General features: G+C 75.0%; 21 protein-coding genes and 2 pseudogenes. 6 read left to right on the plus strand and 17 right to left on the minus strand.

The window, feature by feature from the left end:
- Positions 1-60: 60 nt before the first annotated feature.
- Together GA0070621_RS02090 and msrB are read right to left on the minus strand one after the other, a co-directional pair.
- Entirely contained in the window at positions 61-321 is a 261-nt protein-coding gene (locus GA0070621_RS02090; RefSeq protein ID WP_091191121.1) for a Prokaryotic metallothionein, read from the minus strand.
- A 35-nt stretch (positions 322-356) separates the two neighbouring features.
- Entirely contained in the window at positions 357-761 is a 405-nt protein-coding gene (gene msrB / locus GA0070621_RS02095) for a peptide-methionine (R)-S-oxide reductase MsrB (RefSeq protein ID WP_091191123.1), read from the minus strand.
- Positions 762-808: 47 nt separating this feature from the next.
- On the opposite strand from msrB, the gene ligD reads away from it, so the two are divergent.
- A complete protein-coding gene (gene ligD / locus GA0070621_RS02100; protein WP_091191125.1) occupies positions 809-1837 on the plus strand; it encodes a non-homologous end-joining DNA ligase in 1029 nt (342 codons plus the stop codon).
- Between the two features lie 84 nt (positions 1838-1921).
- Here the strand turns inward: ligD and GA0070621_RS02105 are convergent.
- The 3 genes and pseudogenes from GA0070621_RS02105 to GA0070621_RS02115 all read right to left on the minus strand — a co-directional run.
- Positions 1922-2185: pseudogene (locus GA0070621_RS02105) on the minus strand (hypothetical protein); the annotation flags it as partial.
- A pseudogene (locus tag GA0070621_RS31225) lies at positions 2185-2471 on the minus strand (DivIVA domain-containing protein). The pseudogenes GA0070621_RS02105 and GA0070621_RS31225, both read right to left, overlap by 1 nt.
- Positions 2356-2928: a hypothetical protein gene (locus GA0070621_RS02115; protein ID WP_091191128.1), complete on the minus strand. Its 573-nt coding sequence runs from the start codon at positions 2926-2928 to the stop codon at positions 2356-2358. The pseudogene GA0070621_RS31225 and the gene GA0070621_RS02115 overlap by 116 nt, the downstream one beginning before the upstream one ends.
- A 159-nt stretch (positions 2929-3087) precedes the next feature.
- Between GA0070621_RS02115 and GA0070621_RS02120 the strand changes: the two genes are divergently transcribed.
- From GA0070621_RS02120 to GA0070621_RS02135, 4 genes are read left to right on the plus strand one after another with little or no spacing between them, the layout of a single operon-like run.
- Positions 3088-6264: an ABC transporter permease gene (locus GA0070621_RS02120; RefSeq protein WP_091191130.1), complete on the plus strand. Its 3177-nt coding sequence runs from the start codon at positions 3088-3090 to the stop codon at positions 6262-6264.
- Entirely contained in the window at positions 6261-8981 is a 2721-nt protein-coding gene (locus GA0070621_RS02125) for an FtsX-like permease family protein (protein ID WP_091191132.1), read from the plus strand. The genes GA0070621_RS02120 and GA0070621_RS02125 overlap by 4 nt, the downstream gene beginning before the upstream one ends.
- 1 nt (position 8982) lies before the next feature.
- On the plus strand, positions 8983-10026 hold the full coding sequence (locus GA0070621_RS02130; RefSeq protein WP_091191134.1) for an ABC transporter ATP-binding protein: 1044 nt from the start codon (positions 8983-8985) through the stop codon (positions 10024-10026).
- Positions 10023-10748 carry an ABC transporter ATP-binding protein gene (locus GA0070621_RS02135; RefSeq protein WP_091191136.1) on the plus strand — a complete coding sequence of 242 codons (726 nt, stop codon included), beginning with the start codon at positions 10023-10025 and terminating at the stop codon, positions 10746-10748. The genes GA0070621_RS02130 and GA0070621_RS02135 overlap by 4 nt, the downstream gene beginning before the upstream one ends.
- A 37-nt stretch (positions 10749-10785) precedes the next feature.
- Here GA0070621_RS02135 and GA0070621_RS02140 read toward each other — a convergent pair whose 3' ends face one another.
- From GA0070621_RS02140 to GA0070621_RS02155, 4 genes are all read right to left on the minus strand, one after another.
- Positions 10786-11340, minus strand: coding sequence for a hypothetical protein (locus tag GA0070621_RS02140; RefSeq protein WP_091191137.1), 555 nt, complete (start codon positions 11338-11340; stop codon positions 10786-10788).
- A gap of 104 nt (positions 11341-11444) precedes the next feature.
- Complete coding sequence (locus GA0070621_RS02145; protein WP_091191139.1) at positions 11445-11897, minus strand: GNAT family N-acetyltransferase; 453 nt, start codon at positions 11895-11897, stop codon at positions 11445-11447.
- Between the two features lie 57 nt (positions 11898-11954).
- Entirely contained in the window at positions 11955-13565 is a 1611-nt protein-coding gene (locus tag GA0070621_RS02150; protein ID WP_167666511.1) for an alpha/beta hydrolase, read from the minus strand.
- Between the two features lie 14 nt (positions 13566-13579).
- On the minus strand, positions 13580-14692 hold the full coding sequence (locus GA0070621_RS02155) for an ATP-dependent DNA ligase (RefSeq protein WP_091191142.1): 1113 nt from the start codon (positions 14690-14692) through the stop codon (positions 13580-13582).
- A 135-nt stretch (positions 14693-14827) separates the two neighbouring features.
- On the opposite strand from GA0070621_RS02155, the gene GA0070621_RS02160 reads away from it, so the two are divergent.
- Positions 14828-15040, plus strand: coding sequence for a hypothetical protein (locus GA0070621_RS02160; RefSeq protein WP_091191143.1), 213 nt, complete (start codon positions 14828-14830; stop codon positions 15038-15040).
- Between the two features lie 32 nt (positions 15041-15072).
- On the opposite strand, the gene GA0070621_RS02165 is transcribed toward GA0070621_RS02160, so the two are convergent.
- The 8 genes from GA0070621_RS02165 to GA0070621_RS02200 all read right to left on the minus strand — a co-directional run bounded on the left by GA0070621_RS02165 (position 15073) and on the right by GA0070621_RS02200 (position 23926).
- Complete coding sequence (locus GA0070621_RS02165) at positions 15073-15984, minus strand: DNA-3-methyladenine glycosylase family protein (protein WP_091191145.1); 912 nt, start codon at positions 15982-15984, stop codon at positions 15073-15075.
- A gap of 70 nt (positions 15985-16054) precedes the next feature.
- Positions 16055-16693 (minus strand): hypothetical protein, encoded by a 639-nt coding sequence (locus GA0070621_RS02170; RefSeq protein WP_091191147.1) that lies wholly within the window; start codon positions 16691-16693, stop codon positions 16055-16057.
- A gap of 139 nt (positions 16694-16832) precedes the next feature.
- On the minus strand, positions 16833-17621 hold the full coding sequence (locus GA0070621_RS02175; protein WP_091191149.1) for an anti-sigma factor family protein: 789 nt from the start codon (positions 17619-17621) through the stop codon (positions 16833-16835).
- Positions 17618-18316: a sigma-70 family RNA polymerase sigma factor gene (locus tag GA0070621_RS02180; RefSeq protein WP_091191151.1), complete on the minus strand. Its 699-nt coding sequence runs from the start codon at positions 18314-18316 to the stop codon at positions 17618-17620. Before GA0070621_RS02180 ends, GA0070621_RS02175 begins: the two co-directional genes overlap by 4 nt.
- 82 nt (positions 18317-18398) lie before the next feature.
- Positions 18399-19256: a spermidine synthase gene (locus tag GA0070621_RS02185; protein ID WP_091191152.1), complete on the minus strand. Its 858-nt coding sequence runs from the start codon at positions 19254-19256 to the stop codon at positions 18399-18401.
- Entirely contained in the window at positions 19256-20209 is a 954-nt protein-coding gene (locus GA0070621_RS02190; RefSeq protein WP_091191154.1) for a hypothetical protein, read from the minus strand. The genes GA0070621_RS02185 and GA0070621_RS02190 overlap by 1 nt, the downstream gene beginning before the upstream one ends.
- Positions 20210-20303: 94 nt before the next feature.
- Positions 20304-22778, minus strand: coding sequence for an AAA family ATPase (locus tag GA0070621_RS02195; protein WP_091191156.1), 2475 nt, complete (start codon positions 22776-22778; stop codon positions 20304-20306).
- Positions 22778-23926 carry an exonuclease SbcCD subunit D gene (locus tag GA0070621_RS02200; RefSeq protein ID WP_091191158.1) on the minus strand — a complete coding sequence of 383 codons (1149 nt, stop codon included), beginning with the start codon at positions 23924-23926 and terminating at the stop codon, positions 22778-22780. The genes GA0070621_RS02195 and GA0070621_RS02200 overlap by 1 nt, the downstream gene beginning before the upstream one ends.
- Positions 23927-23932 lie beyond the last annotated feature (6 nt).

Genomic DNA, 23932 nt, shown 5'->3' on the forward strand with positions numbered 1-23932 from the left:
AACGGCCTACCGGCTACCGACGGTGATGCCGTCCCCGGCCCGGGCGCGGTCGGCCCGGGGTCAGGCAGGTCGGGCGCCCACCGCGTCGCGGACCTCGGCGCCCTGGGCGCCCTCCACCGCCCGGGCGCAGTGCGCGCAGCAGAAGAAGCGGCCGTTGACCTCGACGCCGTGGCCGACGATCTTGATCTGGCAGTGCTCGCAGATCGGCGCCATCTTGTGGATCGCGCACTCGAAGCAGTCGAAGGTGTGCGTGGCCCCGTTGACCGTACGCACCTCGAACGCCATCCAGTAGTCGTTGCCGCAGACCTCGCAGGTAGCCATGCCAAACCCCCCGAAAACGGACCTGTGGCCCAAGGCTAGCGGGGATCCAGCCGGATGGAGACCGAGTTCACGCAGTGCCGGGTGTCCTTCGGGGTGAATCCCTCACCCTCGAAGACGTGCCCGAGGTGGCTGTCGCACCGGGCGCAGCGGATCTCCGTACGCCGCATGCCGAGGGTGTTGTCGGGGATCTCCTTCACCGCCCCGGGGATGGCGTCGTCGAAGCTCGGCCAGCCACAGTGCGAGTCGAACTTGTCCTCGCTGCGGAACAGCTCCGCACCGCAGGCCCGGCAGTGGTAGACACCGGGGGTCTTGGTGTCGACGTACTCGCCGGTCCACGGCCGCTCGGTGCCGGCCTGGCGGAGCACCCGGAATTCCTCAGGGCTGAGCCGGACCCGCCACTCTTCCTCGGTACGGGGCAGCTCGTTCTCGTCAAGACTCACCGGTCAACGGTACGCCGGGCGTCGGTGGCATCGCATATCGTCGCGCAATGGCTGGCAGCAAGGCCGCAGCCGAGGAGATCGAGGTCGCCGGGCACACCGTACGGCTCAGCAGCCCGGACCGGGTGATCTTCCCGCAGCGCGGCTTCACCAAGGCGGACGTCTTCCACTACTACCTCGCGGTCGGTGAGGGGATCATGCGCGCCCTGCGCGACCGGCCGACCACGTTGCAGCGCTTCCCCGAGGGCATCGAGGGGGAGATGTTCTTCCAGAAGCGGGTGCCGGCCCGGGGCGTACCCCCGTGGGTGGCGACCGCGGAGATCGCCTTCCCCAGTGGCCGGAAGGCGGCGGAGTTGTGCCCGGCCGACCTGGCGCACGTGGCCTGGGCCGCCCAGATGGGCACGGTGGTCTTCCACCCGTGGCCGGTCCGCGCCGCCGACGTCGACCAGCCGGATGAGCTGCGGATCGACCTGGATCCGCAGCCCGGCACGGACTTCACCGACGCGGTCACCGCCGCCGGCGAGCTGCGGGCGCTGCTCGACGAGCTGGGGGCGACCGGCTGGCCGAAGACCTCCGGCGGCCGGGGCGTGCACGTCTACCTGCGCATCCAGCCGCGCTGGACGTTCGTCGAGGTGCGCCGGGCCACCATCGCGCTGGCCCGCGAGCTGGAGCGCCGCCGCCCCGAGTTGGTGACCACGGCCTGGTGGAAGGAGGAGCGCGGCAGCCGGGTCTTCGTGGACTTCAACCAGATGGCCCGGGACCGGACCATCGCCTGCGCTTACTCGCTGCGGGCCAACGCGCGGGCCACCGTCTCCACCCCGGTCGACTGGGACGAGCTGACCCAGGTCGACCCGGACGACTTCGATCTGCGCAGCGTGCCGGCCCGGGTGGCCGAGCGGGGAGACCCGCACGCGGGCATCGACGACACCCCGTGGGACATCACCCCGCTGCTGGAGTGGGCCGAGCGGGACGCCGCCGCCGGGCAGGGCGACATGCCGTACCCGCCGGAATACCCGAAGATGCCGGGCGAACCGAAGCGGGTGCAGCCCTCCAAGGACCGCGACCGCCCCCGGGCCTGACCGCTGCCTCGCCCCACACCAGGATCGTGCTCGATCCGGGAAGTAGTGGCATCGGAGCGCACCCGGCCGGAGGCGGCTAGGTCAGCCGGCGGCACTCCGGTCGTCGGTGGGTGCGCAGAGGCCGTCGTGGTCGTCGCGGCGTCGGCAGCGGCCGGCGCCGTCGAGCCGGGCGTCACACCAGATCCGGGTACGCACGAACTGCCGGTCCTCCTCGCTGAGCGTGGTCTCACCGAAGTCGATGGCGGTGACGTGGCCGAGCGAGTCGCGGAGCGTCACGGCGAGCGCGCCGGCCTCGTCCTGGCTGGTCAGCGTGGTGGGCAGGTGGATGATCCAGCGGGGTGGGGTCATCACGGACACCGGCCGTCGGGGGTGTCCAGGTCGCGGTGGCGGCAGTGCTTGTGCCGCGACTGCCACTGTCGCAGGGCCTGGCGGATGCGTTCGGCCTCGGTTCTCGCCGTGGCCAGCTCGCGGTACAGGCGTTCCATTTCGTCCGGACCAAAGCCCTCCGTCCGGGTCGGTCAGGGCTTCGCGCACGCCGGCCACGCGTAGATGTCGAGGTAGATGGCGGCCGGGGCGGTGACCGACCACTGCGGGGACGGTGGCCGGTCCGCCGAACTCGGCCGGACGTCGGCAAGCTGTGCCGCCTGCGACCGGACCTGTAGCCGGCTGGGTACGCCCCGCACGGTTCGGCAGTAGGTGAGATTCACCTCGCCGGACAGGTTCGGCGAGAGAGCAGGGTCCGCCACCGGCGACCAGCCGCCGTCGATTGCCACGTGATCATAGGTCCGGCGCAGGGTGGACTCGTCGTAGTCGTGGTCCGGCCGCCAGGCCAGCGAGACCGAGGTGTTCGACACATCCTCCTTGTTCAGCCGGTGGCAGCCCGTGGTGCGGGTGATGCCGTCGACCTGCCGCGCCCCCTCCGGCCGCACGGCGAGGACCGGGTCGCCCGCGTACGCGTCGAGCACCGCGCCCTCGTCGTCCGGGACGGCACAGCCCGGCACCAGCGGGCCGGGTGTTTGACCGGTCCCGCCGCAGCCGGTCAGCGCGAGCGCCAGCAGCGCGAGCGCTGGCCAGCTTCCCCGTGGTTTCATCGATCCAGGTTAGGGCGGGTCCTGCCAGCCCGGTGGTCCCTGGTGCCGGTGCCCCGGGTGGACGACAGGTAACGATCATGTAACGCGTGCGAACCTTTCCCGCCTCCCGACCGCTCTCCCTTGTCATCGGCCCGACCGGGGGCCAGGGGAGGGCGTCGGATGAAGTTGGTGTGGAGGCGGGCCGTCGAGGCGCGCGGGCTGCTACTCGCCGCCGCGGTCGCGGCGCTGGTCGCGGTCGCGCTGGTCACCGGGCTCTCCGACTACAACCGTCGAGCCGTCGACGCCGGTCAACGGGCGGTACTAGCCGCCGCCCCGGCCGAGGAACGCAGCCTGCTGGTCAGCGGCTCCGGCGGCCGGGACACCGCGGCGTACGCCGAGCGGGACCGCGCGGTCCGCGCCCAGTTCGCCGACGGGCTGGGCGGCGTGCCGGTCTCCGTCGCCGCCGCCCGGTACGGCACCGGACGCGAGCTGACCGGGGACCTCGGTGCCGCCCGGATCGGCAACGACCCGATGTTCGCCAACCTCGCCACGCTGGCCGACCTGCCCGCGCACGCCGAACTCACCGCCGGCTCGTGGCCGACGCGCGGGGCGACGCCGTTGCAGGTCACCCTCCCGGAGAAGATCGCCGGCCAGCTCGGGCTGCGGACCGGGGACCGGGTGCCGCTCTACGACCGCAGTGCCGAGCGGGCCGGCGCGGTGGTGGTCGCCGGCACCTGGCGGCCCCGCGACCCGAGCGAGCCGTACTGGCGGCTGGCGCCGGGCGTCGGCGACAGCCAGGGGACCGACGCGGTCACCTCGAACGGGCCGTTCACGCTGGACCCGGCCGACTTCGAGCGCACCTTCCCCGGCTCCACGTCCGCCGCCTGGCTGGTCGCGCCCAACCTCGCCACCGTCGAGCCGAGCCGGCTGGCCGGAGTCAAGGCGGCGGTGGCCACCGTCGCCGAGAAGATCCCCGACGCCACCGGGCTCGGCTCCTCCGCCCAGACCGTCAGCAACCTGGGCCGGCTCGCCGACCGGCTCGGCAGGGCCGACCTGGTGGGCAGGTCCGCCCTGCTCACCCCGCTGCTGCTGATCGTGGTTCTCGGCGGGTACGCGCTGGTGCTGGTCGCCGCGTTGCTGAACGAGGACCGGCGGGCGCAGACCGCGCTGCTGCGCGCCCGGGGCGCCGCCCGTGGACAGATCGCCGGCCTCGCCGTACGGGAGGCGACCCTGGTGGTGGCTCCGGCCCTCCTGCTGGCACCGCCGCTGACCGCGGAGGCGGTGCGGTGGATCGGTGCCGACCTACGGCTGGCCGACGCCGCTCTCGGCCAGGTCTGGGCGGTGGCGGTCGCGGCCGCGGTCGGCTGCCTGCTCGCCATGGTGATGCCGGCGCTGCGTCGGGCCGGCACCTACGTCGCCGACATGGCGGCCCGGTCCCGCCCGACCCGGGGCGCGGCCGTCCAGCGGGCCAGCGTCGACCTGGCGCTCGTCGCGCTCGCCGTACTCGCCTGGACCCAGCTGCGGCAGTACGCCTCGCCCCTCGCGGGGGCCGGCGGCCAGCTCGGTATCGACCCGCTGCTCGCCGCCGCGCCCACCATCGGCGTGCTGGCCGGGGCGGTGGTCGCGCTGCGGCTGCTGCCGCCGGCGACCCGGTTCGCCGAGCGTTTCGTCGACCGGCGGCCGTGGACCGCCACCATTCTCGGCATGTGGCAGGCCGGCCGCCGGCCGCACGCCGGTCCGGTGCTGCTACTCGCCCTCGCCGTCGGCAGCAGCACCCTGGCCTGGTCGCTGATGGCCTCCTGGGATCGTTCGCAGAGGGACCAGGCCCGGCACACCGTCGGGACCGACCTGCGGCTGACCGAGCGCAACGGCGTCGCGCCGGCCGACCGGGCCGCCGCGCTGGCCGTGGTGCCCGGAGTGGAGCGGGTGCTGCCGGCCTGGCGCGACGACGTCCGGCTGGGCCGCAACGACCTGCCGGTGACCGTGGTGAGCCTGGACGCGTCCGCCGCGAAGGGGCTGATCCGGCTCGACGACGCCGCCGGTGGCGCGTCCGCGCCGGAACTGCTGGACCGGCTGGCGCACCGCCTCGTGCCTCCCGGGGTCACCCTCCCGGCCGGCGCCCGAAAGTTCGCCGGCACCGTCCGTACCCCGGTTGTCTCGCCGTTCGGGGCGCCGCAGGTCGCCGTTGTGGCGCTGCTCGCCACCGACGACGGTACGACCTGGCGGCTGCCGCTGGCGGTGGGGCAGGGCGACCGGCCGGTGCCGTTCTCCGTCCAACTGCCGGAAACCGGCGGTACTCCGCTGCGCCTGACCGGGTTCGAGGCCGACGCGGGCGCGGCGACCGGCACCAGCTACCGGCTGCGTCTCGACGGGCTTCGGCTCACCGACGCCGGCGGGGGCGCGCTGCCGCTCTCCCTCGGCACCGGCTGGCGGCTGACCGATCCCCTGCGGGGCCCGGGTGAGTCGGCCGGGGTCGGCGGCACCACCGTGGACGTCACGCACGAGGTGAAGTTGCCGGAAGGGCTCCTGCAGTTCGCGCGCCAGCCGTCGTCCCGGTTCGCCGTGGTGCGGACCGGGGACGACGCTGCGGTGCCCGCGCTCATGACGCCCGGCGCCGCGGCAGCGTTGAACCTCCACAACGGGGACACGGTCACCCTCTCGCTCTCCGGGGTGTCCCTGCCGGTTCGGCTGGTCGGGCAGGTCGCGGCCGTGCCTGCCACCGAGCGGGACGGGATCCTGCTGGACCTGCCGGCCGCCGCCGACTGGCTGCTGGGCCAGCAGGGCACGGTCCGGCCGCCGTCCGAGTGGTGGCTGGGCACCGGCGGCGACCACGCCGCCGCGGCGGCTGCCCTCGCCGCGCTGCCCGGGACCACCCTGCTCGACCGGCGCCAGGTCGCCGCGGAGGCGGCCCGGGACCCGTACTGGTTGGGGGCGCGCACCGGGCTGCTCGCCGCCGCCCTCGGCGCGGTGCTGCTCGCCCTGGTCGGCCTGGCCGTCGACGTCTGGGCGACGACCCGGCACCGGATGACGGAGTTCGCCGTGCTGCACACGCTCGGCGCGACACCGCGCCTGCTGGCAAGGGCGCTCCTGGCCGAGCAGACCTTCCTCGCCGGCATCGGGGTCGGGGTGGGCCTGCTGGTCGGGGCGGGGGTCGCGGCCACCATGGTGCCGCTGGTGATCCTCACCCCGGCCGCCGGCCGACCGGTGCCCGACGCGGCCTTCATCCTGCCCTGGACGCCGGTCGGGGCGACCGCGCTCGGGCTGCTCGCGGTCGCCCTGACGTTCAGCGCCGTCATCACCGCCGGCATCCGCCAGCGGGTGGCCGCGGCCCAGCTCCGGATCGGGGGAGAACGATGAGTCTGCTGGCGGTCGCCAGGCGGGTGCGGGCGTACGGGGGGCACTTCCTGCTGCTTGCCGTGCTGACCCTGGTCACCGCGCTGCTGATCACGGCGGTGCCCCGGGTCGCGGACCGGCTGACCGGGCAGGGGCTGCGCGAGCACGTCGCGAGCCAGAAGCCGGCCCTCCGCGACCTGACCTACACCTCGGATCCGGAGCGGGTGTCGAACAGCAGCTCCCGAATCGCCGCCACCCGGGCCGGCGACCTGGACACCCTGCAGAACCAGATGCCCGCTGCCGTCCGCGCGACGATCGGGGAGCGGTGGCACCAGGCGCAGACGACGTACGGGCGGCTGCGCGGCCCGAAGCTGACCGCCGACAAGGGGCTGATCGACGTCAGTCTGCGCGTGGTCACCGGCATCCAGGAGGCGGCCACCCTGGTCGAGGGACGCTGGCCCGACACGGACCCGGACGACGCGATCGAGGTCGCGCTGGCCGACACCGTGGCCGGCCAGCTCGGGCTGCGCGCCGGCGACCGGTTCATCTACAACATGATGCGCCCGGACGGCACTGTGGCGGAGAAGCGGCCGGTCGTCGTGGTGGGTGTGTTCCGACCCAACGACCGGACCGACGGGATCTGGGACGCGCTGCCGTCGATGCTGCGGCTCGGCGAGCCCGAGGGCGACGGCCAGCCGTTCCTGGGCGTCGGCGTGACCAGCGAGCGCGGCTTCGACGCCGCGGCGGCCGCCGGCTGGCCGATCAGTTTCAGCTGGCGCTACCGCATCTCGCCGGACCGGATGACCGCCGACCAGCTCAGCGCGCTGATCGACGGGCTGGCCGCCCTGGAACGGAACCGCCCGGCCGGGCTCACCCTCACCCAGGGCGTCGACATCCCGCTGCGGCGCTTCGCCGAGTCGCTCGCCGCCGCCCGTACGCTGCTCGCCGTCATCGCCGCCGGACTGCTCGCCACCCTGGCCGGCCTGGTCCTGCTCGCCGCCCGGGTGGCGGCACGCCGGCGCCGCGCCGAGTACGTGCTGATCCGCGCCCGGGGCGGCTCGACCGCCAGCGTGCTGCGCCGTGGGCTGGCCGAGTCGGCGCTGGTGCTGCCGCTCGCCGCCGGCGCCGGCTGGCTGCTCGGCGGACTCCTCCCCGGTCAGGGCGCCGACCTGCGCTGGGTGCTGCTCGCCGCGGTGGCGGCCACGCTGCTCCCGCCGGCCACCGCGCTCACCGCCATGCGCGGCGGTGGGCGGGCCGATCTGGTCGGCGCCCGCTCCGCCGCCGCGCGGCTCACCGTCGAGGTGACCGTGCTCGCGGTCGCCGCGCTCGGGGCGTTCCTGCTGCGCCGGCGAGGGCTGACCCTCGACGGGACGGTGGACCCGCTGCTGGTGTCCGTGCCGGTGCTGCTGGCGGTCGCCGCGGCGCTGGTCGCGCTGCGCGCGTACCCGTGGCCGCTGCGGCTGTTCAGCCGGGCCGCCGCCCGGGCCCGGGGCAGCGTCGCGTTCCTCGGCACCGCCCGCGCCGGCCGGGCCGCCACCACCGGCCCGCTCGTCGTGGTGGTGCTCGCCGTCGCCACCGCCGCGTTCTGCGGGGTGGTGGCCGCCGGCATCGAGAACGGCCGGGACCAGGCCGCCGTGCGTGCCGTCCCCGGGGACCTCCTGGTCAACGGGGAGCGGTTCGCCCCGGACACCACCGAGGCGCTGGCCGCGCTGCCGGGGGTGCACGCGGTCGTCCCGCTGCTCGTCGAGCCGAGCCAACGCCCGTACGCCGACCAGGCCGGCCGGCTCGGCCGCGTACGGGAGATCCGGGTGCTGCTGGTCGACGGTGAACGTTTCGCGGAGGTGGCCGATCGGGCGGGCGTACCGGTGACCGTGCCCGACTCGCTGCGGGCCGTCGGCGACCCGGCGACACCGATGCCGGGGCTGGTCTCCCCGGCCCTCGCCGAGGAGTTCGCCGACGCCGGGCTGGCCGACGAGGAGGGGCGCCGACCCGCCTGGCTGGACGTGCAGGGCAACCGGCTGCCGGTGCGCATCGCCGGCACCGTCGAGGAGTTCCCGCTGGTCGACCAGAACGTGACGCGTTTCCTGGTGCTGCCCTGGCCGGCGGTGCCGGCGGACGCACCGCACCCGCTCGCCCCCACCGGCTTCCTGCTCGCCGGTGCCGGGGTCGACCGGAATGCCGTGGCCCGCGTCGCCGAGGACGGACAGCAGCGCTACCAGCGGAGCGGGTCCTTCGTCGCCGGTGACCGACCCCGCCCGCCGGAGGTGCTGACCCGCTCGGCGGTCCGCGCCGAGCTGGGCGGCACCGGGGTGAACGGGCTGCTGGTCTTCGGGTTCACCGTCGGTGCGGTCGGTGGCGGCGTGCTCGGCCTGCTCGCGCTCGCGTTCGCGGTGCTCGCCGAGGCGCGCAGCCGGGGGCAGGTGCTGTCCCGGTTGCGCACCATGGGGCTGTCCCGCCACCAGTGGCGGGGCCTGCTGCTGGTGGAGCTGACCCCGCTGGTGCTGGTGTCGGTGCTCACCGGCGCGCTGGTCGGCGCGCTGCTGCCGGTGCTGCTCACCCCGGTGCTCGGCCTGCGCGCGTTCACCGGCGGGGTGGCGGTGCGGGCGGCTTTCGAACCCGGCCTGGTGGCCGGCGTGCTGGGCCTGGCTGTGCTGGCCCTCGGCTTCGCGGTCACCGTCGAGGCTTTGAACAACCGCCGGATGCGCCTCGGCGAGGTGCTCCGGCTCGGAGAGGAGAGCTGAGATGACTGGGACCGCCTACGGCCATCCGGGCTCGGCGCGTCTGACGCCGGGCCGCGACCCCGGACAGCCCGCGTCCGCCGTACCGGACCTGGCCGCCCTCCAGCAGCGCGCCGCGCAGCGCGCCGCCGAACGGGCCGGCGGGCGGGACCGGCTGCGCGGGCACATCGTCTGCGACGGCCTGGTCCGCATCTTCAAGACCGAGGGGGTGGAGGTGGTCGCTCTCCAGGGCCTCGACCTGGTCATCGACCGGGGCGAGCTGGTGGCGATCGTCGGTGCCTCCGGCTCCGGCAAGTCGACCCTGCTGAACATCCTCTCCGGGCTGGACACCCCCACCGCCGGCATCGCCCGGGTCGCCGAGTACGACCTGCTCGCCCTGTCGAACCGGCGCCGGCTCAGCTACCGCCGCCAGGTGGTCGGCTTCGTCTGGCAGCAGACCGGCCGGAATCTGCTGCCGTACCTGACCGCGCTGGAGAACGTGGAGCTGCCGATGAAGCTGGCCGGCCGGCGGGGCGGGCGGGCGCGCCGGGAACGAGCCCGCGAGCTGCTCGACATGGTCGGTGTCGGCTACTGCGCGGACCGGAAGCCCGGCCAGCTCAGCGGCGGTGAGCAGCAGCGCTGCGCGGTCGCCGTCGCGGTCGCCAACGACCCGGAGGTGCTCTTCGCCGACGAGCCGACCGGCGAGCTGGACGAGGCGACCGGTGCGGAGGTGTTCGCCGCGCTGCGGACCATCAACGCCGAGCTGGGCGTCACCATCGTCGTGGTCACCCACGACCACGCCGTGGCCGGTCAGGTCCGGCGGACCGTCGCCATCCGCGACGGCCGGACCTCCTCGGAGGTACGCCGTACCGCGCGGGTCGCCGCCGACGGCAGCACCGAGCTGGTCAGCGAGGAGTACGCGGTGCTCGACCGGACCGGCCGGATGCAACTGCCGACGTCCTTCGTGGACGCCCTGGCCCTGCGGGACCGGGTCCGGCTCAACCTGGAGCCCGACCACGTCGAGGTACGGCCCGGCGACCGCGCGCACACCGAGAAGGAGCAGGCATGAGCGAGCAGTTGTCCGCGGCGCCGGGCGCCACCACCATCACCACCACCGACGAGGTGGTCCGGGTGGAGGGGGTGAGCCGGACCTTCGGCAAGGGCGAGCACGCCGTGCACGCCGTACGGGAGGTGTCGTTCTCCGCCGGCCGTGGCGAGCTGCTCGCGGTTCGGGGCCGGTCCGGCGCGGGCAAGACCACCCTGCTCAACCTCGTCGGCGGCCTGGACCGGCCGGACGCCGGCCGGATCCGGGTCGCCGGGCACGAGGTGACCGCGGCGGGCGAGCGGGAGCTGCTCGCGTTGCGCCGGGGCACCGTCGGCTTCGTCTTCCAGACGTTCGGGCTGGTGCCGATCCTGTCCGCGGCCGAGAACGTCGGGGTGCCGCTGCGGCTGGCGAAGGTGCCCGCCGCGGAGCGGGAGCAGCGGGTGGCCGTGCTGCTGGAGCTGGTCGGGCTGGGCGGGCACGCCGCGCAGCGCCCGTACGAGCTCTCCGGCGGGCAGCAGCAGCGGGTGGCGGTGGCCCGAGCCCTGGCGAACGAGCCGGACCTGCTCATCGCCGACGAGCCGACCGGCCAGCTCGACTCGGAGACCGGGCGGTCGATCATGGACCTGCTGCGGGCCGTGGTGCACGCCCGGGGCATGACCGCCCTGGTCGCCACCCACGACCCGGCCCTGATCGAACTGGCCGACCGCACGCTCACCCTCCGCGACGGTCGCCTGGTCGACGACTGACCGCCCGCCCCGCCCCGCTGTCGCCGGCCGTGCTGGGTCAGTCGCGGCAGCGGCGGCGGTGGTAGGCGTACGTGACGGCGAGCAGGAGCGGGCCCCAGAGGAGCAGCGGGGCGTAGCAGGCCACCAGCAGCGCCAGGCCGGGCGGCGAGAAGCCCAGCCCGTCACCCTGGACGAGGAGGCTGTGGACCATCATGCCCCAGGCGGCGTACCCCCAGACGAGGGTGACCCCGACGGCGCCGGCGGTGGCGACGGTGACCGCGAACGACGGCGCCACCCGGCGCCCGCCCAGCAGCGGCAGCCAGCGGGGGAACACCTCGCCCCAGGGGCGGACCAGGCCGAGCGAGAGCAGCGCCAGCGCCTCCGAGACCAGGCTCAGCGAGAGGACGTAGACGCTCTCCGCCCCGTGCGTGCGGGCCGGTGCGCCGTGCTCGTACGCGCCGATCGAAAGCCCGGCGACCAGGGCGATCCGCCACAGCCCGGACGGTAGGACGGCCAGCGGGATCAGGTGGGCGACCCGGACCGCCCAGGTCGGCGCGGGCCGTCCGTCGCGCGGGTGGGCGACGGCGTGGACGGTGGCGGTGGCGGTGGACATGCGAACTCCTCCCGTTCGTCGGGCTGCCCGTCCAGCCTGCCGTGGCCGGAGCTGGCGATCATCCCACCCGGCGGGGAGACGCCTCCCCGGCGCGGGGGAGAAGGTCAGAGCGGCAGCTTCATCCCCTCGTGGCTGGCCACGAAGCCGAGGTTGCGGTAGAAGCGGTGCGCGTCGGTGCGGGTCTTGTCGGTGGTGAGCTGCACCAGCGCGCAGCCGCGTTCCCGGGCCCGGTCGATCGCCCAGGTCATCATCTCCCGGCCCAGCCCCCGCCCGCGCAGGTCGGAGCGGACCCGAACCGCCTCGATCAGCGACCGTTCGGCCCCGTGCCGCCCCAGCCCCGGGATGTACGTGATCTGCATGCAGCCGACCAGCTCACCGGCGGCGTCGGCGACGACCAGGTGGTTGCGCGGGTCGGCGTCGATGGCGGCGAACGCCCTCTCGTACGCGTCGTCCACCTCGGCGAAGTCGCGGGCCTTGCCCAGCACGTCGTCGGCGAGCAGGGCGATGACGGCGGGCAGGTCCGCCCGGACCGCCTCCCGGAAGGTCACGTCGGTCACCCCGGCAGCGTGCCACAGCGACGTCCGGCGATACGCCGCCCCGTCACCCCGCGCCGGTCACCGGGCCGGGCAGCGCAGCCCCTCCCGGGGCACGGTCAGCGAGATCAGGTACGCGTCGACGGCGTCGGTGACGCAGGCGGTCTGCGGGTATGCCGTGTGCCCCTCGCCCTCCCAGGTGAGCACCCGCCCGACCCCGAGCATCGAGGCGAGCGCGGCGGTCTGCTCGTACGGCGTGGCCGGGTCGCCGGTGGTGCCGACCACCACGATCGGCGGCGCGCTGGCCGCCTTCCCGGTCGGGTACGGGTCCCGCGCGCCGGGCCACTCCACGCAGCCGAGCATGCCGACGGCCAGGGCCGGACCGAAGAGCGGGTACTTCTGCCGCCACTGCGACTGGAGCTGTCGGATCTGCTCCCGGCTCGGCTTCTCGGTCTCGTCCGCGCAGTTCACCGCCAGGTTGGCGTCGAACAGGTTCGAGTAGTGCCCGTTGTCGCCGCGGCCCGCGTACGCGTCGGCGAGGTCGAACACACCGCGCGGGTCGCCGCCCTGCAACGAGTCGATCGCCCGGGCCAGCTCCTGCCAGCCCGCCTCCGTGTAGAGCGAGGAGATGACCGCGTAGAACACCCAGCCGGCGGTGGCCTCCCGGCCGTCCTGGGCGCGTACCGGGGAGACCCGGGCCTTGTCGATGGCGGCGGTGACCGCAGCCCGGGCGTCCGGGGCGATCGGGCAGCGGCCGGCGTTGGCCGCGCACCACTTGGCGAAGTTGTCGAACGCCCGCTCGAAGCCCTTCGCCTGGCTCTCCGATCCGGCGATCAGCTTCTGCTGCGGGTCGACCGCGCCGTCGAGCACCAGCGCCCGCACCCGCTTCGGGTAGAGCTGGGCGTACACCGCGCCGAGCAGGGTGCCGTAGGAGTAGCCGAGGTAGGTGAGCTTGTCGTCGCCGACCGCCGCGCGTACCGCGTCCATGTCCCGGGCCGCCTGCTCGGTGCCGTAGAGCGGGAGCTGGTCACCGTACTTGTCGCCGCAGCCCGTGCCGATCCGCCGGTTCAACGTGACGAACCCGTCGAAGGACGCCTGGCTCTGCGGATCGGGGTCGTAGCCGAAGCTGGCGTCCAGGTCGGCGTCCGGGATGCACTTGACCGGGCTGGACCGGTCCACGCCACGGGGGTCGAACCCGACGATGTCGAAGCGGTCGGTCACCGTGGTCGGCAGCCCACCGAACGCCGGGCCGAACGACAGGTAGACGGCGGTGTCGACGCCGGAGGCCCCGGGCCCGCCCGGGTTGACCACCAGCGACCCGATCCGGTCGTGCTGCTTGTCGGAACGGATCCGGATCAGCGCGATCTCGAAGGTCTCCCCGGTGCCGGGCCCGGCGGTCGCGCCGGTGGCCGCGCCGTTGCCCCAGTTCCGGGGTACGAGGATCCGGGCGCACTCGTAGCGCATGCCCGCCGCGCCCCGGCCGACCAACTCGTTGGGGACCTCCGGGCAGGCGCGCCAGGTCGGGGCGGTGCCCGGGGGCGCCGCCGGGCCCTGGCTCTCGGCTCGCGGGGCGAACGCCGGCAGCGTGCAGCCGGCGGTGAGCACCACCGCGGCGGCGAACCCGGCGAGGGCGGGCCGGACCCGGCGGATCCGGTCGGAGAAGCGGGTCACGTGGCAGCCTTCCGTGATCATGTCCGACCGCCAGGCTACGCCCGGCCGGACACGTCGCCGGCGATCGCCGCCGGATCCCCGCGCAGCACCTGGTCGACGTCGTAGCGGATCGGGCGCTCCAACTGGTCGTAGCGGCAGGAGCGGGGATCGCGGTCGGGGCGCCAGCGGACGAACTGGGCGGTGTGTCGCAGCCGGTCGCCCTCCATCGCGTCGTAGCCGACCTCGACCACCAGCTCGGGGCGCAGCGGCTCCCACTCCAGGTTCTTGGTGCCGGTCCAGCGGCTCACCCCGCCGGGGATGCGCTGGCCCCGCTCGTGGTCGCCGTGCACCCACGGGTGGTCGCCACCGGCGTCGCGGTAGGGCTCCAGCTCCGTCAGCAGCTCCTTGCGCCGGGCGGCGGTGAACGACGAGCTGACCCCGATGTGGTGCAGCACGCCGGCGTCGTCGTAGAGGCCGAGCAGCAGCGAGCCGACCACCGGGCCGGACTTGTGCCAGCGGAAGCCGGCCACCACCGCGTCGGCGGTGCGGGCGTGCTTGACCTTGAACATGAGCCGCTTGCCCGGCTCGTACGGGAGGTCGGCCGGCTTGACGATGAGGCCGTCGAGCCCGGCCCCCTCGAACACGTCGAACCAGCGCCGCGCGGTCTCCGGGTCGGTGGTCACCTGGGTGACGTGCACCGGCGGTTGGACCTTGGCGAGGGCCTGCTCCAGCCGGGCCCGGCGCTCGGGGTAGGGCCGGTCGGTGAGCAACTCGTCGTCGAGGGCGAGCAGATCGAAGGCGACGAAGTCGGCCGGGGTGCTCTCGGCGAGCAGCCGCACCCGGGAGGCGGCCGGGTGGATGCGCTGGGCGAGCAGCTCGAAGTCGAGCCGGGGCTGACCGTCGGGGCCGTCCCGGCGGATCACGATCAGCTCGCCGTCGACCACGCACCGGGGCGGAAGCTGGCGGCGGGCCTGCTCGATCACCTCCGGGAAGTAGCGGGTCATCGTCTTGCCGCCCCGGCTGGCCAGCTCGACCTCGTCGCCGTCGCGGAAGATGATGCAGCGGAAGCCGTCCCACTTCGGCTCGTACGTCACGCCGGGGGCGGTGGGGAGTTGGGGCACGCTCTTGGCCAGCATCGGCTCGACCGGCGGATTGATCGGCAGGTCCACGGCGACCAGTCAATCAGACGCCACCGACAGTGGTGAGGCAGATCACCGCCGGTGTCGGGTGGCGTGTCCCGCACCGGCCCGTTCGTCACCGGGGGCCGGATGGCGAAACCGCAGGTCAGAGCTACCGTTCCGCGCGTGCCGGAGTGGAGTTGCGGGTGCTGCGGGCGCTGGCGGGTCAGCGTGGAGCTGATCCGGGGGCGGTACCGGTACCGGCTGGCGCACCGCTACCGCCCGGAGCACGGCGGCGGCGCCAACGTCATCGGCGAGGTCGCCTCGGTGGCCGAGCTGGCGGAACTGCTCCGCCGGTACGCCCCGATCGGCCTGGCCGACCTCCGTGAGGCCGCGTAGCGGACCCGCAACCGCCGACGGTGCAGGTGGCCTCAGTAGCTCGCGAACGAGCGCAGGGTCGCTCGGGGTCCGTACCTCGGCGCCTGGATGCCGGCCGCCTCCAGCAGCAGGCAGACCCGCCCCCGGTGGCCCCGGAAGGGTTCCAGCAGCGCCAGCATCCGGGCGTCGTCCCCGCGCGGCTCGCCGGCGAGCGCCCAGGCCACGGTGTTGGGCAGGTGGTAGTCGCCGACGCTGACCGCGTCCGGGTCGCCGTACGCGATCCGGACCACCTCGGCGGCGGTCCACCGGCCGACGCCGGGGATCGCGGTGAGCCGGCGGGTGGCCTCGGCGGCGTCGGCGCAGCGTTCCAGCCGGTCCGCGGCGGCGGCCACCCGGCGCAGCGTGTCGGCCCGCCGCTGCTCCACCCCGAACGGGTGGAAGACCCAGTACGGGCTGGCCGCCAGCGCCGCCGGTTCCGGTGGCAGCAGCAGCGACACCGGTCCGGGCGCCGGCTCGCGGAAGTGCCGGACCGTCGCGGAGTACGCCCGGTACGCCTCCTTGCCGGTCACCTTCTGCTCCAGCACGGCCCGCAGCAGCCGGGGGAAGACCTGGCCGGTGGCCGGGATCCGCAGCCCGTGGTGCTCGTGGGCCAGCCGGGCCACCACCGGGTGGGCGGCGGCCAGGTCGGCGAAGCCGGTCAGGTCGTCGCGGAGCCCGGCGACCGCGTCGGCGCGTTCGGCCACCCAGTCGGCCCCCGGCCCGTACGCCTCGGCGACCAGTTCACCGGCGGCGGGGCGCAGCGCGAGGGTGGCCGGCCCGGCGGGGGTGCGGGTGGCCCACCAGAAGCCGCCGGCGGTGATCCGGGCGCACGGGTCGTACTGGCTGAAGGTGAGCGGCCGGACCGACGCGGCCAGCCGGTAGCCGGCCGGGGGGCGCAGCGTCCGGCGGGCGGCGGGAGAGGTCACCCCGTCACTCTGCCACGGTGGCCGGCCGCGCCCGTCTCCGGCCGCGCCCGGCCACCCGTGTTCCCCCTGGTCAGTACGAGTAGCCCGAGTCGCCGCCCGAGTCACCGGCGGCCGGCGGGGCGACCGCCTTCGGGGTGCCCTTGGGCAGGCAGGTCAGGTTCTTCTTGCCGTTCCGGTCGACCACGAACCAGGTGCCGCCGACGCCCTGGCCCTTCCACTGGCCGGGCTTCTTGTCGCCGATGTAGCGGTAGACCGGCCAGCCGCCGATGGTGATCTGCCGGGTGCCGTCCTGCCGGGTGACCGTGCCGACCTTGTCGTCGGAGACGCCCTGCAACCGCGGGAGGCCGTCGGTCAGGGCGGGCGGCCAGACCTGGGCGCACTTGTCCACGCAGTTCGACTGCGGCGGGTCGGCCGAGTCCTTGTCGAAGCGGTAGAGGACCCAGCCGTCCTGGTCGGTGACGACGTTGCCCATCCGGGGCAGCTTCCGGCCGACCAACTCGTCGGTGAGCCGTACGTCCGACCGGGGTGCCGTGCCGGCGTCCGCGGACGCGGAGCCTTCCGGCTCGGCCGTCACGGTGGGTTCAGCCGCGGCGACGGCCACCGGCTGGGCCGCGTTCGTGTCCGTCCCGTCGTAGCCCGCGGGGGCGCAGGCGGTCAGTGCGACCATCGCGCTCGCGACGACGACAGTCGTCCGCTTCAGATGTGCCACGTGCCCTCCTCAGTCTTGGCAGTTCGCCGAGTAGTACGGGCGGCGCGCTGTCAAGGTTGAACAGCCGAAGGTGGCACATTTCATAGTGAACGCGTTGAACCGTTCCGGCCCGCGACACGTGCCGCGAGCGTCCCGACGATCAGAGGTCGGCCACCGTCACCAACGGGCTGGCGACGCCGGCGACGTCGACGGACTGCACCTGGATCTTCGCGATGTCGTGCCGGACGGCCGAGGTGGACGCGCTCAGCTCCAGCGGCAACTGGTTGGTGTTCGTCCCGTACCCGCCGCCCGGCACCGACCACGTCCCGACCACCTCGCTGGTGTTGTTCTTCCGGATCACCACCAGCCGGCAGGTACGCGGCCCGGGCAACCGGGTGAGGAACACGTCGATCTGCGTGCCGTACTCCTTCTCGGCCAGCCACATGGTGGTCTTCACCCCCGTGCCGGGGTCCACCTGGTTGTGCTGCTCGCCCTCGTGCTCGTTGCCACCGTTGCCCGGGTCGTTCGGGTCGGCCGAGCGGGTGCTCGACGGCGGCTCGGTGACCGGCGCGATCAGCGTCGGCCCGGCCTGCGGGATCCGCCGCCCGTCGTCGCCGAACACGCTGACGAAACCGATCCCGGTGATGCCGCCGACGACCACCACGGCCGCCGCGGTGGCGAGGAGCTGCCGCAGCCGGGTACGCCGCCGGTCCCGCCGCACCGCCATCAGCGTCCGGTCCAACAGCGCCGGGTCGGTGTGGGTCTGCTCCAGCGCGGCCATCGCCTCGCCGTCGATGCCGGAGAGCAGCCCCACCACCGGGACCATCGTCTCCAGCTCCGCCGCGCACGCCCAGCAGGTGGCGAGGTGCTCCTCGAACCGTTCCGCGTCCTGCGGGTCCAGCACGCCGAGCGCGTACGCGGCGACGTCCATGTGGTCGGCCCGGCTCATCCCGTCACCCCCCTGTCCTGCAGAGCCGTGCGCAGCGCGCGCAGCGCGTAGTAGACGCGCGACTTGGCGGTGCCGAGCGGAAGCCCCAGCTCCTCGGCCGCCTCGGGCACGGTACGCCCCCGGAAGTACGTCGCCACCAGGATCTCCCGGTGCGACTGGCTCAGCGTACGCAGCGCGTCCGCCACGGTCATCGTGCGCAGCACCCGGTCGGTGCTGTCCGCCTCGGCGAACGCGGTCAGGTCCCGGTCGTACGTCTCCGCCGGGCGGGCCTGCTCGCTGCGGTGCTCGTCGATGGCGATCCGGCGGGCCACCGTCACCAGCCACGGGCGCAGCGAGCCCTGGCCGTGGATGCCCAGCCGGTGCGCGTTGCGCCAGGCCCGCAGCAGCGTCTCCTGCACGATGTCCTCGGCGCGCTGCCGGTCACCGCCGGTCAGACGCATCACGAACATCAGCAGCGGCCCGGCGTGCTCGGCGTACAAGAGCCGGATGAGCTGGTCGGAGTGGCTGGCCTCGGTGGACGTCGCCTGATGGCGCCCGGGCGCCGGTCGCGGCGTCACCGGGTCATTCTGGCGACCCCCGGAGCGGGCGTCGACCCCGCGCCCCGACCTCGACGCGCGCGACTGGGGCTGCGCCCGGGCGAACGTCCACTCCGGAGCCGCCCCCTCGCCGTGCCAGCCGGCCGCCACCGCATGCATGCAGACCTCCGGTGTCCGTGTGACATCAGCCGGCCCCCACGGGCGTGGCCGCCCAGTGATACGGAGCGATCCGCCGAGCAGATCAACGACGCACGGAAAAAATCCCGGGCGGCGGCGGGGTGGAGTCGGTGGCGTCGGCGTCGCGCACCACCGGGGCGCCCCCGACGAACCGGTCCAGCTCCTCGCCGGCCAGCACCCGGCCCGGGAACCAGTCACCGGCGGCCCGCCGGGTCAGCTCCGGCACCGGCGGCTCGACCCGGGACGCGACCAGCACCAGGTTGCCGTAGCGCCGGCCCCGCAGCACCGCCGCGTCGCCGACCAGGCAGGCCCGGGGCAGCACCGTCCGGACCGTGGCGACCTGGGCGCGGGCGTGCCGCAGCGGCGGGCCGTCGGCGATGTTCGCCAGGTAGTAGCCGCCGGGGCGGAGCACCCGGGCCACCTCGCCGGCGTACTCCACCGAGGTCAGGTGGGCGGGGGTGCGGGCGCCGGCGAAGACGTCCGCCACCACCACGTCGTAGCTGGCGTCGCGGCTCGACGTCAGGGTGGCCCGGGCGTCGGCCACCCGTACCCGCAGCCGTGGGTCGGCGGGCCAGGGCAGCGCCTTGCGGACCAGCTCCACCAGCGCGCCGTCCACCTCGGACACCCGCTGCGTCGACCCGGGCCGGGTGGCCGAGACGTACCGGGGCAGGGTCAGCGCGCCCCCGCCCAGGTGCAGCACCCGCAGCGGGGCGCCGGCCGGTGCGATCAGGTCGATCGCGGCGGCCAGCCGGCGGACGTACTCGAACTCCAGGTGGGTCGGCTCGCCCAGGTCCACGTGGGACTGCGGCGCGCCGTCCAGCAGCAGCGTCCACGAGCCCGGTCGGTCCGGGTCGGGCACCAGCTCGGCCTGCCCGGTGTCGACCGGCTCGACCACCCGCTCGGCGTCGCGGCGGCGGCCCATCAGCGCCCCCGGGCGGCCGAGGTCAGCACCCGGTGCAGCAGGCGGGCGTCGCCGAGCAGCGCGCGCAGCCGGCGCTCCAGGCCGGCGATCGGGATGAGGTTCTGCGGGGCCCGCGGATCCTTGTACGGGGTGGAGGCGAACCTGGGCAGCGTGACCAGCGAAAGGTCGGCCAGCCCGATCGCCTCGACCTCGGTCAGCTCGGTGGAGCACTCCACCCGGACGATCCCCGCCCAGGGCGCGCCGCCGGCCGCCGGCAGTCGGAGGTACCAGGAGTAGCCGCCCCAGGCGGTGCCCAGCCGGAACACCGGGCAACGCTGGCCCGGGGCCAGCCCGGTCACCACCGCGCTCAGCCGGGCGTCGAGGTACTGGCTGTGCTGGGTCTTGATGTAGCCGAGGGTGCGGGGCAGGTTTCGGCGGCTGCGCAGCGGGCCGTCCACCACCAGCAGGTCGCCGTCGGTACGCGCGGCGTCGGAGACCGCCACCTCCAGCGCGGTCAGCGGCGCCTGCACCGCGGCCGGCAGCTTGCTCAGCTCACCGGTGCCGCTCACCCGGTGCACCGGATAGCGGACCTGCCCCGCCACCACGTCCTGCGCCGACGGGCTGGCGGTGAACAGGCCCCGGCCCACCCGGGTGCCGGCCAGTTCGGCCGCCCCGCGCTCCAGGTCGCAGCGGACCACCCCGGCGGCGTACGAGGCGGCGATGCCCGGAAACGAGCCGCCGTCCTCCTCGGCCGTCCAGACGCTGGCGTCGATCCGGCGTACCCCGTCGACCAGCAGCACCACGTCCGGGGCGGCCACGTCCCGCCGGACGTCGAGCGCCCGCCAGTCCGCCGACGGCAGCTCGACGTCGGCGTCGACCTGGGCGGTGCTCGGCGCCGCCGGCCCGCCCCCGCCGGCCGCCTCGAACGACGCCCCGTACGCCGGATCCCACGCGTCGACGTAGAACCGCGTCACGTCGCCCCCGCCCCGCCGCGCCGCGCTGCCCGGCTCACCGGTGCTGGCCCTTCGTTCGCGACTGTGGGGCTCCGCTGCGCTGCACTCCTCGCGCTCACCGGCCCGTCCGTTCCACCCGGGCCGTGCGGGCGTCCTTGCGGACCTCGAAGCGGACCGGGATCCGCTCGGCCAGCGCCGGCACGTGGGTGACCACGCCGACCATCCGGTCGCCCCGGGCGGCCAGGTTCTCCAGGGTGGCCGCCACGGTGTCCAGGGTGGCCGCGTCGAGGGTGCCGAAGCCCTCGTCGAGAACGATCGACTCCAGGCTCGCCGCGGTGGTGGACATCCCCGCGAGCTGCTCCGACAGGGCCAGCGCCAGTGCCAGCGACGCCTGGAACGTCTCCCCGCCGGACAGCGTCCGCACCCCGCGCCGCAGCCCGGCGTCGTGATGGTCGACCACGAAGAACTCGCCCTTGTCGTGCACCAGGTCGTACTGGCCGTTGGAGAGTTCCCGCAGGATCCGCGACGCGCCGTCGACCAGCAGGTCCAACGCCTCGGCCAGCAGCCAGCGTTCGAAGTTGTTGGCCCGCAGGTGCCCGGCGAGAGCCCGGGCGACCTGGGCCTCCCGCTCGTGGCCGGCCCGCTGCTCGCGCAGCTCGGCGGCCTGCCCCCGGCGCTCCTCCAGCCGGCGCAGCTCCGCGACCGCGCGCTCCACCGCCACCGCGGCGTCCCGCAACGGGTCGCCGGGCGCGGCCAGCCCGGCGGCGGTGAAGAGCGCGACGATCCGCGCCTCGACCTCGGTGACGGCGGCCTCGGCCGGGCCGACCGTGGCGGCCAGCCCGTCCCGGTCGGCGCGGCGCCGGTCGGCCTGCTCGCCGGCCCAGCCCGCCAGGGCCGTCCAGGCGGCGGCCACGTCGTCGCGGTCGGCGGCCGGCGGGCCGAACCGGGCCAGCTCGTCCCGGGTGGCGTCGAACTGGCGCCAGGCGCGGCGCAGCCGCTCCTCCGCGCCGTCGAGCGTGCTCCGCGCCCGGCGGGCGGCGTCCCGGCCGGCCCGCACCGCGCCGGCGGCCTCTTCCAGGGCGCGGCGCAGCCGGGCGTGTTCGTCCAGCGCCGCCCGCAGCGCGGCCGGCGCGGCGGCGTCGGCGAGCTGGCCGTCCAGCTCGGTCAACCGGGCCCGCAACTGGTCGTGTTCGGCGCGGGCGCGCAGCAGCACCCGGTCCAGCTCGCGGGCGGCGGTGTCGCGCTCCCGCACCAGCCGCTTGGCCGCCTCGCTGGCCGTCCGGGCCGCCTTGCCGGCGGCGACCGCCCGGGCCACCGCGGACCCGGCGGGCATCGCCGGAACCCGGTCAACCTCCTGCTCGCAGACCGGGCACGGGCCGCCCGCGACCAGGTGCGCCCGCAGCGCCACCGCCTGGTCGGTGGCCTTCGCCTCCTCGTGCGCCCGGAACGCCACCTCCAGCTCCGCCTCGGCCCGCTCGGCGGTCGCCAGGGCCTCGACCAGGGCCTCGGCCGCCGCGTCGTGCTCGGTCTGCGCCGAGGTCACCGCCGCCCGGACGGTCGCCACCTCGCCGGTCAGCCGCTCCCGGTCGGCGTGCGCCTTGAGCAGCAGCCGCAGCGCGCTCTCGTCGCCGGCCGCGGCCAGCTCCCCGCGCAGCTTCTCCTCCCGCTCCTCGGCCAGCCCGACGGCCGCGGCGGCCTCGTCGGCCGCGACCCGGGCCGTGGCCACCACCCGGGCCAGTTCCGCGATCCCGTCCGGCGGCCGTACCCCGGCCAGCACGGTCAGCTCGGCGTCGAGCGCGGTCAGCGCCGCCGTCACCTCGCGCGCCGTCGCCCGGGCCCGGTCCAGCTCCGGTACGGCCACCGAGACCGCCTCGGCCAGCTCGCGCATCCGGTCCACCCGCCGCCCGGCGTCGGCCAGGGCCGCGTCGTCGACGTCGGTGAGACCGCCGAGCATCTTGTCGACGGCCGCCAGTTTCGCCTCGGCCTGGCCGGCACGCTCGGTGGCCTTCTTCTGCACCGCCTCGTAGACGCCGAGGCCGAGCAGGTTGACCAGGATCTGCTGGCGGGTGGCCGGCTTGGCATGCAGGAAGTCGGCGAACTGCCCCTGCGGCAGCACCACGCAGCTGGTGAACTGCTCGTACGGCAGCCCGACCGCGTCCAGCACCGCCTGCTCCATCTCGGCCGGGGTGCCGGCCACCACCTCGCCGAGATCCTCCGGGGTGAGCCCGGTGTCGAGCTTGGTGACGTCGAACCCGGCCGGCATGAGCTGGAGCCCGGCGTTGGCGGTCTTCACCGTGCCCCGGCCGTCCCGGCGGACCACCCGGGTGGCCACGTACCGGTCGCCGGCGGACTCGAAGACCAGCCGGACCCGGGCCTCGTTCGCGGACGGCGCGAGAGCGTTGGCCAGGCCCCGGGTGCCGCCCCAGCGGGGCACCGTGCCGTAGAGGACGAAGCAGATCGCGTCGAGCACCGTCGACTTGCCGGAGCCGGTCGGCCCGACCAGGGCGAAGAAGTCCGCGTCGGTGAAGTCGACGGTGGTCTGCTCGCGGAAGACGGTGAAGCCGGCCATGTCCAGCCGCATCGGTCGCATCAGTGATCCACCCCCTCGATCAGCTCGTCGAAGAGTTCCTGGACGCCGTCGTCGGCGTGGCCCCGGCTGGTCAGGTAGTCGGCGAACAGCTCCCGGGGCGAACGGCCGGCCCGCTGGGCGGTGCGGGTGCCGCTGCCGGGCGCGGGCACCAGCTCCGGGTCGATCCGGATCTCCAGCGCCCGGGGCAGCAGCTCCTGCACCTCCTCGCGCAGCCCGGCGCGGGGCTGCTCGCGGACGTACACCCGCAGCCAGCCGTCGGGCGGGTCGATCTCGGCGAGCTGGGCCAGGGTGCCCCGGACCGTACGCAGCGGCGTGGCCCCGGGCACCGGCACCTCCCGGATGCGGGCCGCCGTCGTCGCGGTCACCTCGACCAGGGTGACCGAGCCGATGTTCTCCTGCTCACCGAAGTCGACGGCGATCGGGCTGCCGCTGTAGCGGATCGGGCAGGGGCCGATGACCCGCTGCGAGCGGTGCAGGTGGCCCAGCGCCACGTAGTGCGCGTTGCCGGGGAAGACCGCGGCCGGGACCGCGTACCCGAGGACGGTGTGCGCGTCCCGCTCGCCGCCGCCGGTGCTCGCGCCGACCACGGTCAGGTGCGCGGTGACCAGGTGCACCCGGTCCGGCTCGGTGAAGCCCTCGGCCAGCCGGGCGAGGACCCGCCCGAGGTGGTCGGCGTACGTCTGGTTGGCCTCGGCGGCGGTCAGCTCGTACATCTCCACGGCCCGGACGGCGTACCGCTGGGAGAGGAAGGGCAGCGCGGCGAGCTGCCAGCGTTCGCCGTCGGCGGTGACCCCGTCGATGACGTGCTCGGCCGGGTTGTCGCGGACGCTGCCGCGCAGCGTGATGCCGGCGGCCTCGGCCCACGGGCGCAGCGCGTCCAGCGCCGGGCCGTTGTCGTGGTTGCCGCCGATCGCGACCACGTCCGCCCCGGTACGCCGCAGCGCGGTCAGCGCCCGGGTGACGAGGCGGGTCGCCTCCGGGGTGGGCGCGGCGGTGTCGTAGAGATCACCGGCCACGATGACCAGGTCGGGCCGCTCGGCGTTGGCGATCTCGATTACCTGGGCGAGTACCTGCGTGTGTTCCTCGGCGCGCGACTGCCCCTTGAGGACCTTGCCGACGTGCCAGTCGGAGGTGTGCAGGATCTTCATGGGTTG

Source organism: Micromonospora narathiwatensis (genome assembly GCF_900089605.1).
GTDB classification, from domain to species: Bacteria; Actinomycetota; Actinomycetes; order Mycobacteriales; family Micromonosporaceae; genus Micromonospora; species Micromonospora narathiwatensis.

Bases quoted from the DNA above. Each gene is read 5' to 3' on its own strand.
- GA0070621_RS02195 (WP_091191156.1), bottom strand. From the start codon at position 22,778: ATGCGACCGATGCGGCTGGACATGGCCGGCTTCACCGTCTTCCGCGAG.
- GA0070621_RS02120 (WP_091191130.1), top strand. From the start codon at position 3,088: ATGAAGTTGGTGTGGAGGCGGGCCGTCGAGGCGCGCGGGCTGCTACTC.
- GA0070621_RS02150 (WP_167666511.1), bottom strand. From the start codon at position 13,565: ATGATCACGGAAGGCTGCCACGTGACCCGCTTCTCCGACCGGATCCGC.
- GA0070621_RS02135 (WP_091191136.1), top strand. From the start codon at position 10,023: ATGAGCGAGCAGTTGTCCGCGGCGCCGGGCGCCACCACCATCACCACC.
- GA0070621_RS02115 (WP_091191128.1), bottom strand. From the start codon at position 2,928: ATGAAACCACGGGGAAGCTGGCCAGCGCTCGCGCTGCTGGCGCTCGCG.
- GA0070621_RS02090 (WP_091191121.1), bottom strand. From the start codon at position 321: ATGGCTACCTGCGAGGTCTGCGGCAACGACTACTGGATGGCGTTCGAG.
- GA0070621_RS02130 (WP_091191134.1), top strand. From the start codon at position 8,983: ATGACTGGGACCGCCTACGGCCATCCGGGCTCGGCGCGTCTGACGCCG.
- GA0070621_RS02140 (WP_091191137.1), bottom strand. From the start codon at position 11,340: ATGTCCACCGCCACCGCCACCGTCCACGCCGTCGCCCACCCGCGCGAC.
- ligD (WP_091191125.1), top strand. From the start codon at position 809: ATGGCTGGCAGCAAGGCCGCAGCCGAGGAGATCGAGGTCGCCGGGCAC.
- GA0070621_RS02175 (WP_091191149.1), bottom strand. From the start codon at position 17,621: ATGAGCCGGGCCGACCACATGGACGTCGCCGCGTACGCGCTCGGCGTG.
- GA0070621_RS02200 (WP_091191158.1), bottom strand. From the start codon at position 23,926: ATGAAGATCCTGCACACCTCCGACTGGCACGTCGGCAAGGTCCTCAAG.
- GA0070621_RS02185 (WP_091191152.1), bottom strand. From the start codon at position 19,256: ATGGGCCGCCGCCGCGACGCCGAGCGGGTGGTCGAGCCGGTCGACACC.
- GA0070621_RS02125 (WP_091191132.1), top strand. From the start codon at position 6,261: ATGAGTCTGCTGGCGGTCGCCAGGCGGGTGCGGGCGTACGGGGGGCAC.
- GA0070621_RS02180 (WP_091191151.1), bottom strand. From the start codon at position 18,316: ATGCATGCGGTGGCGGCCGGCTGGCACGGCGAGGGGGCGGCTCCGGAG.